Source organism: Rhodanobacter denitrificans (assembly GCF_000230695.2).
Classification (GTDB): Bacteria; Pseudomonadota; Gammaproteobacteria; order Xanthomonadales; family Rhodanobacteraceae; genus Rhodanobacter; species Rhodanobacter denitrificans.
On sequence record NC_020541.1, the window covers coordinates 1,605,196 to 1,620,033 of the forward strand.

Annotated in this window: 10 protein-coding genes; all 10 read left to right on the forward strand. The window is 66.3% G+C overall.

Annotation, left to right across the window (positions count from 1 at the left end):
* The first annotated feature begins 97 nt into the window (after nt 1–97).
* The 10 genes from nusA (at nt 98) to gyrA (ending at nt 14,820) form a co-directional block, all read left to right on the forward strand.
* Nucleotides 98–1,603 (forward strand): transcription termination factor NusA, encoded by a 1,506-nt coding sequence (nusA, locus tag R2APBS1_RS07245; protein ID WP_007513225.1) that lies wholly within the window; start codon nt 98–100, stop codon nt 1,601–1,603.
* A 132-nt stretch (nt 1,604–1,735) separates the two neighbouring features.
* On the forward strand, nt 1,736–4,537 hold the full coding sequence (infB, locus tag R2APBS1_RS07250) for a translation initiation factor IF-2 (RefSeq protein WP_007513227.1): 2,802 nt from the start codon (nt 1,736–1,738) through the stop codon (nt 4,535–4,537).
* A 157-nt stretch (nt 4,538–4,694) separates the two neighbouring features.
* Nucleotides 4,695–5,078 (forward strand): 30S ribosome-binding factor RbfA, encoded by a 384-nt coding sequence (gene rbfA / locus R2APBS1_RS07255; RefSeq protein WP_007513229.1) that lies wholly within the window; start codon nt 4,695–4,697, stop codon nt 5,076–5,078.
* A gap of 29 nt (nt 5,079–5,107) precedes the next feature.
* A complete protein-coding gene (gene truB, locus R2APBS1_RS07260; RefSeq protein ID WP_015447418.1) occupies nt 5,108–6,034 on the forward strand; it encodes a tRNA pseudouridine(55) synthase TruB in 927 nt (308 codons plus the stop codon).
* A 167-nt stretch (nt 6,035–6,201) separates the two neighbouring features.
* The gene (rpsO, locus tag R2APBS1_RS07265; protein WP_015447419.1) at nt 6,202–6,471 is read left to right on the forward strand and encodes a 30S ribosomal protein S15; all 270 of its coding nucleotides are present in this window, start codon (nt 6,202–6,204) and stop codon (nt 6,469–6,471) included.
* A gap of 97 nt (nt 6,472–6,568) precedes the next feature.
* Nucleotides 6,569–8,674 carry a polyribonucleotide nucleotidyltransferase gene (gene pnp / locus R2APBS1_RS07270; RefSeq protein WP_007513236.1) on the forward strand — a complete coding sequence of 702 codons (2,106 nt, stop codon included), beginning with the start codon at nt 6,569–6,571 and terminating at the stop codon, nt 8,672–8,674.
* 105 nt (nt 8,675–8,779) lie between these two features.
* Nucleotides 8,780–9,829 (forward strand): poly(R)-hydroxyalkanoic acid synthase subunit PhaE, encoded by a 1,050-nt coding sequence (locus R2APBS1_RS07275; RefSeq protein WP_235644690.1) that lies wholly within the window; start codon nt 8,780–8,782, stop codon nt 9,827–9,829.
* Nucleotides 9,830–9,841: 12 nt separating this feature from the next.
* Entirely contained in the window at nt 9,842–10,909 is a 1,068-nt protein-coding gene (locus tag R2APBS1_RS07280; RefSeq protein WP_015447421.1) for a class III poly(R)-hydroxyalkanoic acid synthase subunit PhaC, read from the forward strand.
* A 52-nt stretch (nt 10,910–10,961) separates the two neighbouring features.
* Nucleotides 10,962–11,981, forward strand: coding sequence for an S-methyl-5-thioribose-1-phosphate isomerase (gene mtnA / locus R2APBS1_RS07285; protein ID WP_015447422.1), 1,020 nt, complete (start codon nt 10,962–10,964; stop codon nt 11,979–11,981).
* A gap of 265 nt (nt 11,982–12,246) precedes the next feature.
* Nucleotides 12,247–14,820, forward strand: a complete 2,574-nt coding sequence (gene gyrA / locus R2APBS1_RS07290) for a DNA gyrase subunit A (RefSeq protein ID WP_015447423.1) — start codon at nt 12,247–12,249, stop codon at nt 14,818–14,820.
* Nucleotides 14,821–14,838: the final 18 nt, after the last annotated feature.

Below are 14,838 nucleotides of genomic sequence, written 5' to 3' on the forward strand. Positions count from 1 at the left end.
GCGGCCATCCACGGCCGCGTTCCAAATTTTGCGTTTCGGGACGAACGCAACAATTCAAACATCGGCATCCGGACGGGGTGCCTACGGAGTTGCAGCAATGAGCAAAGAACTTTTGCTGGTCGTCGACGCGGTCGCCAATGAAAAGGGCGTGCCGCTGGAAGTGATTTTCGAGGCGATGGAGGCCGCGCTGGCCTCGGCCGCGAAGAAGCGCTATCCGGACGAGGAGCCGGACATCCGTGTGTCGATCGACCACAACACCGGCGAATACGAGACGTTCCGTCGCTGGGAAGTCATCGCCGACGACGGCGAGATGGAATCGCCGTCGTATCAGCTGCGCCTGATGGACGCGCTGGACGAGCGCGCCGACGCCAAGGTGGGCGAGTACATCGAGCATCAGATCGAGAACGCCGAATTCGGCCGCATCGCCGCGCAGGCCGCGAAGCAGGTGATCGTGCAGCGCGTGCGCGAAGCCGAGCGCCAGCAGGTGGTCGACGCCTTCGCCGATCGCGTGGGTGAACTGGTCACCGGTATCGTCAAGCGCGTCGAGCGCGGCAACATCTACCTCGACCTGGGCAGCAACGCCGAGGCGTTCATCCCGCGCGACAAGACCATTCCGCGCGAATCGGCCCGCGTCGGCGACCGCGTGCGCGGCTACCTGTACGAAGTGCGCTCCGAGGCCCGCGGCCCGCAGCTGTTCGTGTCGCGCGCGGCGCCGGAATTCATGATCGAGCTGTTCAAGCTGGAAGTGCCGGAGGTCGGCCAGGGCCTGGTCGAGATCAAGGGCTGCGCGCGCGATCCGGGCGATCGCGCCAAGATCGCCGTGCTGGCCCACGACAGCCGCACCGATCCGATCGGTGCCTGCATCGGCATGCGCGGTTCGCGCGTGCAGGCGGTCTCCAACGACCTCAACGGCGAGCGCGTCGACATCATCCTGTGGCACGAGAACCAGGCGCAGTACGTCATCAACGCGATGGCGCCGGCCGAAGTGCAGTCCATCATCATGGACGAGGAAAAGCACTCGATGGACATCGCGGTGGCCGAGGACAAGCTGTCCCAGGCGATCGGCCGGGGCGGCCAGAACGTGCGTCTCGCCAGCAAGCTGACCGGCTGGCAGCTCAACGTGATGACCCAGGACCAGGTCACCGCCAAGAGCGAGTCCGAGCAGGAGGCTGCGCGCCAGCTGTTCATGGACAAGCTCGAAGTGGACCAGGAGATCGCCGTGATCCTCGTGCAGGAGGGCTTCTCCAGCATCGAGGAAATCGCCTATGTGCCCAGCGCCGAGTTGCTCGCGGTGGAGGGCTTCGATGAGGACATCGTCGAGGAACTGCGCGCCCGCGCCCGCGACGCGCTGCTGACCGAGGCACTGGCGGTGGAGGAGGGCGTCGACGAACATCAGCCTTCCGAAGAGCTGCTGGCGCTGGAGGGCATGGACGAGGAGACCGCCTTTGCACTGGCCGCGCGTGCGGTGACCACGGTCGACGACCTGGCCGACCTGGCGGTGGACGACCTGATCGACATCGAAGGCATGGACGAAGAGCGTGCCGCGGCACTGATCATGGCTGCACGTGCGCCGATGATCGCGCGACTGGAGAAGGGTGGCTAACCGCGGGCGGCGGCAACCCCGGAGGGGTTGCCGGGAAAGGCTTCCTCCGAAGCCTTTCACCACGGATGGAGGTGGCGGCGCAGATGATGCCGCACAGACGATAGGCGCGGGAACGGCGGAGCAAAGAACACGATGTCGGACGTCACGATCAAACAACTCGCCCAGGTGCTGGGTATGCCGGTCGACAAGCTGCTGACCCAGCTTGGCGAGGCAGGCATGAAATTCTCCGACCAGGAGCAGGTCATCAGCAGCACCGAGAAGGTGAAGCTGCTCGGCTTCCTGCGCCGCACGCATGGCAAGAGCGAAGCCGCCGCCGAGGTCGACGACAGCGCACCACGCCAGATCACCCTGAAGCGCCGCACGGTCGGCGAGCTGAAGGTGGCTGCGCCGGGCGGCCGCGGTGCCACGGGTGCAGCCAAGACGGTCAATGTCGAGGTGCGCGCCAAACGCACCTACGTCAAGCGCAGCGTGATCGCCGAGGAAGCCAGCGCCGAGCCCGAGCGCGAGGATGCCGTGCGCAAGCTGCAGGAATCGCAGCAGCAGCGCGAGCAGGAAGAGCGCGAGCGGACCGAGGCCGAGCAGCGCCGCCAGGCGGAGGCGCAGCACGCCCTGGACGAACAGCGCCGGAGAGCCGAGAAAGAGCAGCACGAGGTGGAGCCGGCCGGCCCAGTCGAGCCGGCCGTGGTCGAGCACGTCGAGGCGACGCCGGAGCCGGCGGCCGAGGCGGCGCCCGTGGCCGCCGGCGATGACGCGGCGGCAGCCGTCCAGCGCATCGACCAGCGCGACCTGGGCATGATCCTGCCGCGCATCCATGAGCCGCGCAAACGCGAAAAGCCGGTCAAGCCGGCCGCGGCTCCCGCTGCACCGGTCGCCCCCGCGGCGCGTGCCGTGGTGGCCGGTGGTGCCGTTGCTTCGACCGCTGCCGGCGATGCCGGTCGCGGCAAGCCCAAGCATCCGCGCGAGCGCAATGACAGCGTCGGCAGCAAGGAAGACCGCGACGCCGGCAAGCGCTTTGCCGGCGGGCAGATGCATTTGAGCGAGGCCGACCGGGCCCGCCGCTCTTCCAGCAGCAAGCGCGGCAAGCCGGGCCGCAGCGGCGGCCGCGAGCCGTTGCGCGGGGGCGGCGCTGGGCCGACCGGCCCTCACGGCTTCTCGCGGCCCACCGCGCCGGTGGTGCGTGAAGTGGTGGTGGGCGATACCAACGTCGTCGCCGAGCTGGCGCAGAAGATGGCGGTCAAGGGCTCCGAGGTGGTCAAGGCGCTGTTCAAGATGGGCGTGATGGCGACCATCAATCAGACCGTCGACCACGACACCGCGGTGCTGGTGGTCGAGGAGCTCGGCCACACGCCGGTGGCGGACAACCAGAACAACGCCGAGGAGACGCTGGCGGCGCATACCCAGACCATCGAGCTGGAGGGCGAGAAGGTCTCGCGGCCGCCGGTGGTGACGATCATGGGTCACGTCGATCACGGCAAGACCTCGCTGCTCGACTACATCCGCCGCACCAAGGTCGCGTCGGGCGAGGCCGGCGGGATCACCCAGCACATCGGTGCGTACCATGTGCAGACGTCGAAGGGCGTGATCACGTTCCTGGACACGCCGGGCCATGCCGCGTTCACCTCGATGCGTGCCCGTGGCGCGCAATCGACCGACATCGTGATCCTGGTGGTGGCCGCCGACGACGGCGTCAAGCCGCAGACGATCGAAGCGGTCAAGCACGCGCGCGCCGCCAAGGTGCCGTTGATCGTGGCCGTCAACAAGATGGACAAGGACGGCGCGAACCCCGACAACGTCAAGCAGGGCCTTGTGGCACAGGAAGTGGTGCCGGAAGACTGGGGCGGCGACGTGCAGTTCGTGCCGGTGTCGGCCAAGACCGGCATGGGCGTCGAGGACCTGCTCGACGCGATCTCGGTGCAGGCCGAAGTGATGGAATTGAAGGCCGTCGTCGATGGCCGCGCCTCCGGCGTGGTGATCGAATCCAGCCTGGACCGCGGCCGCGGTCCGGTGGCCACCGTGCTGGTGCAGCAGGGCACGCTGCGCAAGGGCGATTTCGTGGTCTGCGGCGTCGAATACGGCCGCATGCGCGCGCTGATCGACGAGACCGGCAAGCAGGTTGCCGAAGCCGGCCCGTCGATCCCGGTGCAGGTGCTGGGCCTGTCCGGAGTGCCGGAAACCGGCGACGATTTCGTTGCCGTCGAGGACGAGCGCCTGGCTCGCGAGGTCGCCGAGGAGCGCCAGCTGAAGCGGCGTGAGACGCGGATGGTCAGCAAGAGCAACCGGCTCGAGGACATCATCGCCAAAATGGGCCAGGGCGAGGAGCAGCAGACGCTCAACATCCTGGTCAAGGGCGACGTGCAGGGCTCGGTCGAGGCCTTGCGTGAATCGCTGACCCAGATCGGCAACGATCGCGTACGGGTCAACGTGGTGGCTTCCGGCGTCGGCGGCATCACCGAGTCCGATGCCACCTTGGCCGCCGCCTCGAAGGCGTTGGTGATCGGCTTCAACGTGCGTGCCGACGCCTCGGCGCGCAAGGTGATCGAGACCAACGGTCTGGATGTGCGTTATTTCTCGATCATCTACGACGTGATCGACCAGGTGACCCAGGCGGCCACCGGCCTGCTCGGCATGGAAGTGCGCGAGGACATCATCGGCACCGCCGAGGTTCGCGACGTGTTCCGCAGCTCGAAATTCGGTGCCGTGGCCGGTTGCATGGTCACCGAGGGTGTGGTCAAGCGCAGCAAGCCGATCCGCGTGCTGCGCGACCACGTGGTGATCTTCGAGGGCGAGCTGGAATCGCTGCGCCGCTTCAAGGACCTCGTCGACGAAGTGCGCAACGGCATGGAGTGCGGCATCGCCGTGAAGCAGTACAACGACGTCAAGCCGGGCGACCAGATCGAGTGCTTCGAACGCACCGAAGTGGCGCGCACGCTTTGACCTTGAGCCCCTCTCCTGTCGGGAGAGGGGCGGGGTGGGGTTCACGGTTTGCGCAGCCTTCCCGATGCAGAGTTCACTCAGGGTCGGGAACCCTCATCCGCCCCTTCGGGGCACCTTCTCCCGAGGGGAGAAGGAAGATTGTCCTTCGGAGTTTTTCATGCCCTCCCGTGATTTCAAACGTACCGACCGCATTGGTGCCGAACTGCGCCGTGAGCTCGGCTTGCTGGTGCACGCGGCCGTACGCGATCACGGCTTGCCGTCGACCAGCGTGTGCGACGTGGAAATCACCCGTGACCTGGATTGGGCCACGGTATGGGTGACCACGATGCTGCCCGAACAGGGGTTGCCCGCGGTGAAGGCGCTCAACGAGCTGAGCCACGAGATCCGGCATGCGCTGGCACACAGCGGCATGCGCATGCGCCGGGTGCCCGAGCTGAAGTTCAAGTACGACGATTCGGTCGACAAGGGCGAGCGCATCGAATCGCTGCTGCGCCAGCAGGCGCGCGACCTGGCGCCGCCGGGCGGCGACAAGCACGATTGAACCGGTCAGTACGGGGTCCCGCCGAGCCGATGAGCCGCCCGCCGCGCATCCAGTTCCGCGACCTGCACGGCATCGTGCTGCTCGATAAGCCCCGGGGCCTGAGCTCCAACCAGGCGCTGCAAGCCGTGCGGCGGCTGCTGCGCGCGTCCAAGGGCGGCCATACCGGCGCGCTCGATCCGCTGGCCACCGGCCTGCTGCCGCTGTGCTTCGGCGAGGCGACCAAGCTGGCCGGCAGCCTGCTGGGGGCGCGCAAGGCCTATCTGGCCGAGTGCCGGCTCGGCGTCACCACGGAGACAGCCGACAGCGAGGGCGAGGTCGTTCGGCAACGCCCGGTGCCGCAGCTCGGTGCTGCCGCGATCGAGGCGGCGCTGGTCAAGCTGCGCGGGCGTATCCTGCAGGTGCCGCCGATGTACTCCGCGTTGAAGCAGGGCGGCGAGCGGTTGTATGCGAAGGCGCGCCGTGGCGAAACCGTGGAGGTGCCGCCGCGCGAGGTGGAGGTATACCGGCTGGAGCTGCTGGCGCGCGACGGCGACACGCTGCAGTTGCTGGTGGAGTGCGGCTCGGGTACCTACGTCCGCTCGCTGGCGGTGGATCTGGGCGAGGACCTGGGTTGCGGCGCCCATCTGACCGCGCTGCGCCGGATCTGGGTAGAGCCGTTCCGCGAGCCGCAAATGGTGACCCTGGCACAACTGGAGCAGGCGGCGGAACAGGGCGACGAGGCCTTGCTGGCCTGGTTGCTGCCGGTTTCCGCCGGCTTGTCCGATCTGCCGGTATTGCGGCTCGATGAGACGCAGAGCATGGCCATCTCGCGCGGCCAGCAGATCGCGCTGCCGGGCCTGCCGGAAGTCGGGCGCTGCGTGGCGTATGCCAGCGATGGCGCACTGCTGGCGCTGCTGGAAGCCGATGCCGGAGGACGTGCGCGCATCGTGCGCGGCTTCAACCTGCCGCCAGACTGACCGATTTGCTTCGATGAGCCGCCGCGCTCTTGTTGAAACACCGCTCCCATCAGTAGAATAGGCAAGTTATTTCAACGCTTTCACTCAACTAGGCGAAGCTTGCGCTTGCGTCATTGCGATGATGCAAGCGCAAGCTTCGCATCGCCTTTCAAGGAAACGTATACCTCATGTCTCTTACCGTAGAACAAACCGGCAAGATCATCGCTGATTTCGGCCGCGTGCCGAACGACACCGGCTCGACCGAAGTCCAGGTGGCCCTGCTGTCCGCCCGCATCGACCACCTCACCGGCCACTTCAAGGAACACAAGCAGGATCACCATTCCCGTCGTGGCCTGCTGAAACTGGTCAACCAGCGCAAGCGCCTGCTCAGCTATCTGAAGGACCGCGATCTTGCGCGCTATCAGACCCTGATCGAACGCCTCGGCCTGCGTCGGTAATTCGTGCGGGAGTAGTTTGTGCGTTCGTCCGTGAACGCTGAGATCAAGAAGCGGCCATCCTTGGCCGCACTCTCAAATAAAACTCAGGAATTCCAACGTGGCAAAAGTAACCAAGTCATTCCAGTACGGTAATCACGAAGTCACACTGGAGACGGGCGAAATTGCCCGCCAGGCGTCCGGTGCGGTGATGGTCAGCATGGGAGGCACGGTGGTGCTGGTCACCGCCGTGGCCGCCGCCAAGCAGAAGGAAGGCCAGGACTTCTTCCCGCTCACCGTCGACTACGTGGAGAAGTTCTATTCCGCCGGCCGCATTCCGGGCGGCTTCTTCAAGCGCGAGGGCCGTCCGACCGAGAAGGAGACGCTCACCTCGCGCCTGATCGATCGTCCGGTGCGTCCGCTGTTCCCGGAAGATTTCAAGAACGAAGTGCAGGTCATCGCACAGGTCGTCTCGCTCAACCCCGAGGTCGACGGCGACATCCCGGCGCTGCTCGGTGCTTCCGCCGCGCTGAGCCTGGCCGGCATCCCGTTCAAGGGCCCGATCGGCGCCGCCCGCGTCGGTTACGCCGATGGCAAGTACCTGCTGAACCCGTCGGCCACCGAACTGAAGACCTCCCAGTTGGACCTGGTCGTCGCCGGTACCGCCGGCGCCGTGCTGATGGTGGAATCCGAAGCGCAGCTGCTGTCCGAGGACGTGATGCTCGGCGCGGTGATGTTCGGCCATCAGCAGATGCAGACCGCGATCCGCGCGATCGCCGAGCTGGCCACCGAGGCCGGCAAGCCGTCGTGGGACTGGCAGGCACCGGCCCGCAACGAATCGCTGGTTGCCGCCGTCAAGGGCGCTGTCGGCGATCAGCTGGCCGCCGCGTTCCAGGTGCGCGACAAGCTGGAGCGTCGCGACGCGATCTCCGCGATCAAGGCCGATGTGCTGGCCGGGCTCAAGGCGCAGGCCGAAGAGAACGGCTGGTCCGCCGCCGCGATGGCCAAGGAATTCGAGGAACTCGAATACCACACCCTGCGCGACAGCGTGCTGAAGACCAAGGTACGCATCGACGGCCGCCAGCTGGACGACGTGCGCGCGATCACCGCCCGCGTCGGTGTGCTGCCGCGCACGCATGGCTCGGCGCTGTTCACCCGCGGCGAGACGCAGGCGCTGGTCGTGGTCACGCTGGGTACCACGCGCGACGCGCAGATCATCGACGCGCCCGGTGGCGAGTCGAAGGATCCGTTCCTGTTCCATTACAACTTTCCGCCGTTCTCGGTGGGCGAGGCCGGCCGCTTCGGTGCGCCGAAGCGTCGCGAGATCGGCCACGGCCGCCTCGCCAAGCGCGGCGTGCAGGCGGTGAAGCCGAGCATCGAGGCGTTCCCGTACGTGCTGCGCGTGGTCTCGGAAATCACCGAGTCCAACGGCTCTTCGTCGATGGCCTCGGTGTGCGGCTCCTCGCTGGCAATGATGGATGCCGGCGTGCCACTGAAGGCGCCGGTGGCCGGCATCGCGATGGGCCTGGTCAAGGAAGGCGGCGACTTCGTCGTGCTTTCGGACATCCTGGGCGACGAGGATCACCTCGGCGACATGGACTTCAAGGTGGCCGGCAGCGCCGAGGGCATTTCCGCGTTGCAGATGGACATCAAGATCGACGGCATCACCGAGGAGATCATGAAGGTGGCGCTGGCCCAGGCCAAGCGTGGTCGCCTGCATATCCTCGGCGAGATGAACAAGGCGATCAGCACCGCCCGCGCGGAAATGAGCGAGTACGCCCCGCGCCTGATCACCATCAAGATCCACCCGGACAAGATCCGCGAAGTGATCGGCAAGGGCGGCGCCACCATCCGCTCGATCACCGAGGAGACCGGCACCACCATCGACATCAGCGACGACGGCACCATCATCATCGGTTCGGTCAATCGCGACGCGGGTGAAACCGCCAGGAAGCGCATCGAGCAGATCGTCTCCGACGTCGAACCGGGCCGCATCTACGAAGGCAAGGTGGCCAAGCTGATGGACTTCGGCGCCTTCGTCACGATCATGCCGGGCAAGGATGGCCTGGTGCACGTGTCGCAGATCTCCGACGAGCGTGTCGAGAAGGTATCCGACAAGCTGAAGGAAGGCGACATCGTCAAGGTCAAGGTGCTCGAAGTGGACAAGCAGGGCCGCATCCGCCTGTCGATGAAGGCGGTGACCGAGGAAGAGCGCGCCGGCGTCTGAATTGTCCCGGACAAGGCGGTTCCGCAAGGCCCGGCCGATGCCGGGCCTTGTACGTTTCGGCGTCGGTGATTTTGTGCAACACGCTTTTGCTAGGATGGATGGATCTTGCAGGAGAATGCACCGATGGTCGACCCGGCAAACGATTTCATCAGGGATTACCAGGCGCTGGCACAGCAGTCGTGGGATGCCTGGGCGCGCCAGTTCCAGCAGCAGCCCGCCGCCAATCCGTTTGCGCCACCGCCGGCGCCGGTCGCCGGCAACGACATGGTGGAACGCACGCTGGCTGGCCTGAAGGGCTACTTCGACTGGATGCAGGCGGCCGCTGCCGGCAGCGCGGCTCCGTCGCCCGGCAGCGACTGGCGCCAGCAACTGCAGCAGATGTTCGGCGGCGCCCAGCAGCCGTTTGCGCAGGCGTTCGGCGGCATCGACAGCGCCGGTACGGAAGGCTTCATGCGGCAATGGCAGTCCTGGCTGCAGGCAGCCCGCCCCGCCGGTTTCGGCGACCTGCCGGGCATGCGAGGGCCGACACCGGCGTTCGGCCTGAATCGCGAGCAGCAGATGCAGCAGCAGGCGCTGGCCACGGCCTTGCTGGAGTCGATGCGGGCATCCGTCCGCTACCAGGAACTGATCCAGCGCGCCAACACGCAAGGCATGCAGCGCCTGCAGGACAAGCTGGCCGAACCGGGCCGCCAGATCGACTCGCTGAAGGGGCTGTACGACTTGTGGGTGGATGCCTCGGAAGAGGCCTATGCCGAGATCGCGTTGTCCGACGAGTTCCGCGAGGTCTACGGCGAGATGGTCAACACGCAGATGCGCGTGCGCCAGTTGCAACAGCAGCAGACTGAACAGCTGTGCCAGCAACTCGGCGTGCCGACGCGCAGCGAGGTGTCCAGCCTCGGCGAGCGGCTGCAGGCCTTGCGCCGTGAGTTCCGCGCCAGTCGTGCCGGTGCGTCCGTCGACCGTGACGACGAGATCGTGGCGCTGCGCCGGGAACTGGCGGCGCTGAAACGCCAGCTGGCCGGCGGCCAGGCCGCAGCGCCGGCGACGAGCAAGGCTGCGCCCTCGAAGGCCGCGGCGGCGGCAAGGAAGACGTCGGCAAAAGCGGTCCGCAAACCTGCCGCCGCAGCCGTTCCCAGCCCGCGCAAGCGCAAGTAAAGGAGGCTCGTCATGCAGACGCCGATGCGCATCGACCCGGTCACAGTACTGGCCGACATCGCCACGTTCCAGCGCAAGCTCGCCGCCGGCATGGCGAACCTGCGCAACATGCACGAGCCCGAGTACGCCAACACTCCGCGCGAGCTGGTCTACAGCGAGGACAAGCTGAAGGTGTGGCACTTCACCGGCCTCGGCAAGGCGACGGCGAAGACCCCGTTGCTGATCGTCTACGCGCTGGTCAACACGGTGTGGATGACCGACCTGCAGGCCGACCGCTCGATGGTGCGCAACCTGCTGGAGCAGGGTGAGGACGTCTACCTGATCGACTGGGGCTATCCCGACGGCGCGGACCGCTGGCTGACCTTGGACGACTACATCAACGGCTATCTCGACCGCTGCGTCGATGCGGTGCGCACGCGTCACGGCCTGGAGGCGATCAACCTGCTGGGCATCTGCCAGGGCGGTGCGTTCTCGCTGTGCTACACCGCGCTGCACCCGGACAAGGTGAAGAACCTGATCACCATGGTCACCCCGGTGGATTTCCACACGCCGGACAACATGCTGTCGCACTGGAGCCGCCGCATGGACGTGGACCTGTTCGTCGACACCATGGGCAACATCCCTGCCGGGCTGATGAACTATGTCTATCTGACCCTGAAGCCGCTGCGGCTGAACCAGCAGAAGTACATCGGCATGGTCGACATCCTCGACAATCCGGTCGAGCTGGAGAACTTCCTGCGCATGGAGCGCTGGATCTTCGACTCGCCCGACCAGGCTGGCGAAGCGTTCCGCCAGTTCATCAAGGATTTCTACCAGGGCAACAAGCTGGTCAAGGGCACGCTCCAGATCGGCGGCCGGACGGTGGACTTGGGGCTGATCACCCAGCCGGTGCTGAACATCTTCGCCGAGCAGGACCACCTGGTGCCGCCGGATGCCTCACGCGCACTGGGCAAGCACGTCGGCACCGCCGACTACACCCAGCTCGCGTTCAAGGGCGGCCACATCGGCATCTACGTGTCCAGCCGCGCGCAGCGCGAAGTGCCGCCGGCGATCCACCAGTGGCTGCGCCAGCGCGACTGAATCGCCCTCGTCCGTCGTGCGCAAGGCGTGCACGACAGGCGATAATGGCCGCATGATCATCGCTGCCGAAACCCACGACTCCATCCGCGCCGTGCAGTGGCAGGGCGACCACCTGCGCCTGCTCGACCAGCGCCTGCTGCCCGGTGAGGAACGCTGGATCGACTGCCGCGACGCCGCACAGGTCACCCAGGCCATTCGCGACCTGGCCGTGCGCGGCGCACCGGCGATCGGCATTGCCGCGGCGTGGGGCGTGGCGATGGCGGCGCAGCAAGGCGCACCGCTGGAGCCGGTGCTGGCCATGCTGCGCGCCGCGCGTCCCACCGCGGTGAACCTGATGTGGGCGCTGGACCGGATGAAGAAACGCATCGCGGCCGGTGCCGATGCCGGCGCACTGCTGCGCGAGGCGCAGGCGATCCAGAATGAAGACCTTGCCGCGAACCGCCGGATGGGCGAACTGGGAGCCGCGCTGATCTCGACCGGTTCGGGCGTGCTGACCCATTGCAATACTGGCTCGCTGGCCACGGCCGGCTACGGCACTGCACTTGGCGTGATTCGCGCCGGCGTGGCGGCGGGGCGAATCGCGCGCGTCTACGCCGGCGAAACCCGGCCGTGGCAACAGGGCGCCCGACTGACCATGTGGGAACTGGTGCGCGACGGCATCCCGGCACAGCTGATCGCCGATTCCGCCGCCGCGCATCTGATGAAGTCCGGTGCGGTGCAATGGGTGATCGTCGGCGCTGACCGGATCGCCGCGAACGGCGATACCGCGAACAAGATCGGCACCTACCAGCTGGCAATCGCGGCGAAGTACCACGGCGTGAAGTTCATGGTGGTGGCGCCGTCTTCCACCGTCGACATGGCCACCGGCAGCGGTGAGGAAATCGAGATCGAACTGCGCGACCCGGCCGAACTGCTCAGCACCGGCGGCCGCCGCACCGTGGTCGAAGGAGCGCAGGCGTGGAACCCGGTGTTCGACGTGGCGCCGGCGGAACTGATCGACGCCATTGTCACCGAGCGCGGCGTGATCGAGCGGCCGAACAGTATCGCCATGCAGGCCATGTTCGGCTGCTGAGCCTGCCGGACTGGATGTTTTTTAGCGGCTGGGGGCGCGTCGCCGGCAAGCGTGGCGGAAGCGTGGCTGCTCAATTTGTCGACAGTCTGCGCGGATGGTCGCGGGAGTGTGAAGGCGTCGATATAAATATCTGATTCTAAAGGATTAAATCCTGTCTTTTTGATGTCGCCCATGCTATACTTTCAAGGTTGATTTCGGGTCGCATGGCGCATGCGCTTGAGGCGCGGTGCCAGCACCCTTTTTTCGTTATCAGGGAAGCCGATTGATGGCAGAGCTCGCCAAAGAAGTGATTCGCGTCAACATCGAAGACGAGATGCGCCAGAGCTACCTCGATTACGCCATGAGCGTGATCGTGGGCCGCGCACTCCCGGATGTGCGTGACGGCCTGAAACCCGTGCATCGCCGCGTACTGTTCGCGATGAACGAACTCGGCAACGTATGGAACAAGCCGTACAAGAAGTCGGCCCGCGTGGTCGGTGACGTCATCGGTAAGTACCATCCGCATGGCGACCAGTCGGTATACGATGCGATCGTGCGCATGGCGCAGCCGTTCTCGCTGCGCTACCTGCTGGTCGACGGCCAGGGCAACTTCGGTTCGGTCGACGGCGACAGCGCCGCGGCGATGCGCTACACCGAAGTGCGCATGTCGCGGCTCACCCACGAGCTGCTGGCCGACATCGACAAGGAAACCGTCGACTTCGGCCCGAACTACGACGAAAGCGAGCACGAACCGCTGGTGCTTCCCACGCGCGTGCCGAACCTGCTGGTGAACGGTTCGGCCGGCATCGCGGTCGGCATGGCCACCAACATCCCGCCGCACAACCTCAACGAGGTGATCGCGGCGACGATCGCGTTGATCGACGAGCCCACGCTCTCGATCGACGAGTTGATGCACTACATCCCGGGCCCGGACTTCCCGACCCACGGCATCATCAACGGTTCTTCCGGCATCATCGAGGCGTACCGCACCGGTCGCGGCCGCATCCTGGTGCGCGCGAAGGCCGAGATCGAGACCGAGTCGAATGGCCGCGAGACGATCATCGTCCACGAGCTGCCGTACCAGGTGAACAAGGCGCGGCTGATCGAGAAAATCGCCGAGCTGGTCAAGGAGAAGAAGCTCGAAGGCATCAGCGAACTGCGCGACGAGTCCGACAAGGACGGCATGCGCGTCGTCATCGAGATCCGCAAGGACGCGATGGGCGACGTGGTGCTGAACAACCTGTTCCAGCAGACCCAGCTGCAGGTAACGTTCGGCATCAACATGGTGGCCCTGCTGGACGGCCAGCCGAAGCTGCTCAACCTCAAGGACATCCTCGAGGCGTTCATCCGCCATCGGCGCGAGGTGGTCACCCGCCGCACCATCTTCGAACTGCGCAAGGCGCGAGCCCGTGCGCACATCCTGGAAGGCCTCACCGTCGCGCTGGCGAACATCGACGAGATGATCGAGTTGATCAAGACCTCGTCGTCGCCGGCGGAGGCACGTGAGCGCATGGTGGCGCGGCGCTGGGAAGCGGGCCTGGTGCGGGCCCTGCTGTCCGCCACCGGCGCCGACGCATCGCGCCCGGAAGACATGGATCCGCGCGACGGGTTGAAAGACGACGGCTATCAGCTGTCCGAGGCGCAGGCGCTGGAAATCCTGGCGATGCGGCTGCACCGCCTCACCGGGCTGGAACAGGAAAAGCTCTCCGACGAGTACCGGCAGATCCTGGAGACCATCCGCGGCCTGATCGAGATCCTGGAGAACCCGAACCGCCTGCTCGAAGTGATCCGCGAGGAACTGGAGGCGGTCAAGGCGGAGTTCGGCGATGCGCGGCGCACCGAGATCCAGCATTCGCAGGAAGACCTCAACGTCCTCGACCTGATTGCGCCGGAGGACATGGTGGTCACGCTGTCGCACACCGGCTACGTCAAGCGCCAGCCGGCCAGCACGTATCGCGCCCAGAGGCGCGGCGGCAAGGGTCGCTCGGCCTCGGCGCTGAAGGACGAGGACGTGGTCGAGCAGCTGTGGGTGGTCAACACGCACGACACGCTGCTCACCTTCACCAGCACCGGCCGCGTCTACTGGCTCAAGGTCTACCAGATCCCGGAGGCAGGCCCGGGCGCGCGCGGCAAGCCGATCATCAACCTGCTGCCGCTGGGCGAGGGCGAAAAGGTGCAGGCAGTGCTGCCGGTGCGCGAATATAGCGACGACCGTTACGTGTTCTTCGCTACCCGTCACGGCACGGTCAAGAAGACGCCGCTGACCGAGTTCGCCTATCAGCTGCAGAAGGGCAAGCAGGCGATCAAGCTCGACGAGGGAGACGCGCTGGTCAACGTGGAGCTCACCGACGGCAACAGCGACATCCTGCTGTTCGCCTCCAACGGCAAGGTCAACCGCTTCGACGAGAACACCGTGCGCTCGATGGGGCGCACGGCCACCGGCGTGCGCGGCATGAAGCTGGTTGGCGGCGCCGAGGTGGTGTCGCTGATCGTCGCGGCGGAAGGCGACATCCTCACGGCTACTGCACGCGGTTACGGCAAGCGTACCGAGCTGGCCGAGTTCGCCAAGAAGGGGCGTGGCACCCAGGGCGTGATCGGCATCCAGTGCTCCGAGCGCAACGGCGCGCTGGTTGCCGCGGTGCAGGTCACCGAGGCGCACGAGCTGATGCTGATCTCCAACCAGGGCACCCTGGTGCGTACCCGCGTGGCGGAGGTCTCGCAGCTCGGCCGCAATACCCAGGGCGTCACCCTGATCCGGCTGCCTGCGGACGAAACGCTGGTCAGCGTGATGCGGCTGGATGCGGAAGAGGACAACGGCGAGGATGCCGAGGTCGTCGAGCCTTCGGTCGCCAACGAGTGAATCCAAGCCACGCCTGAA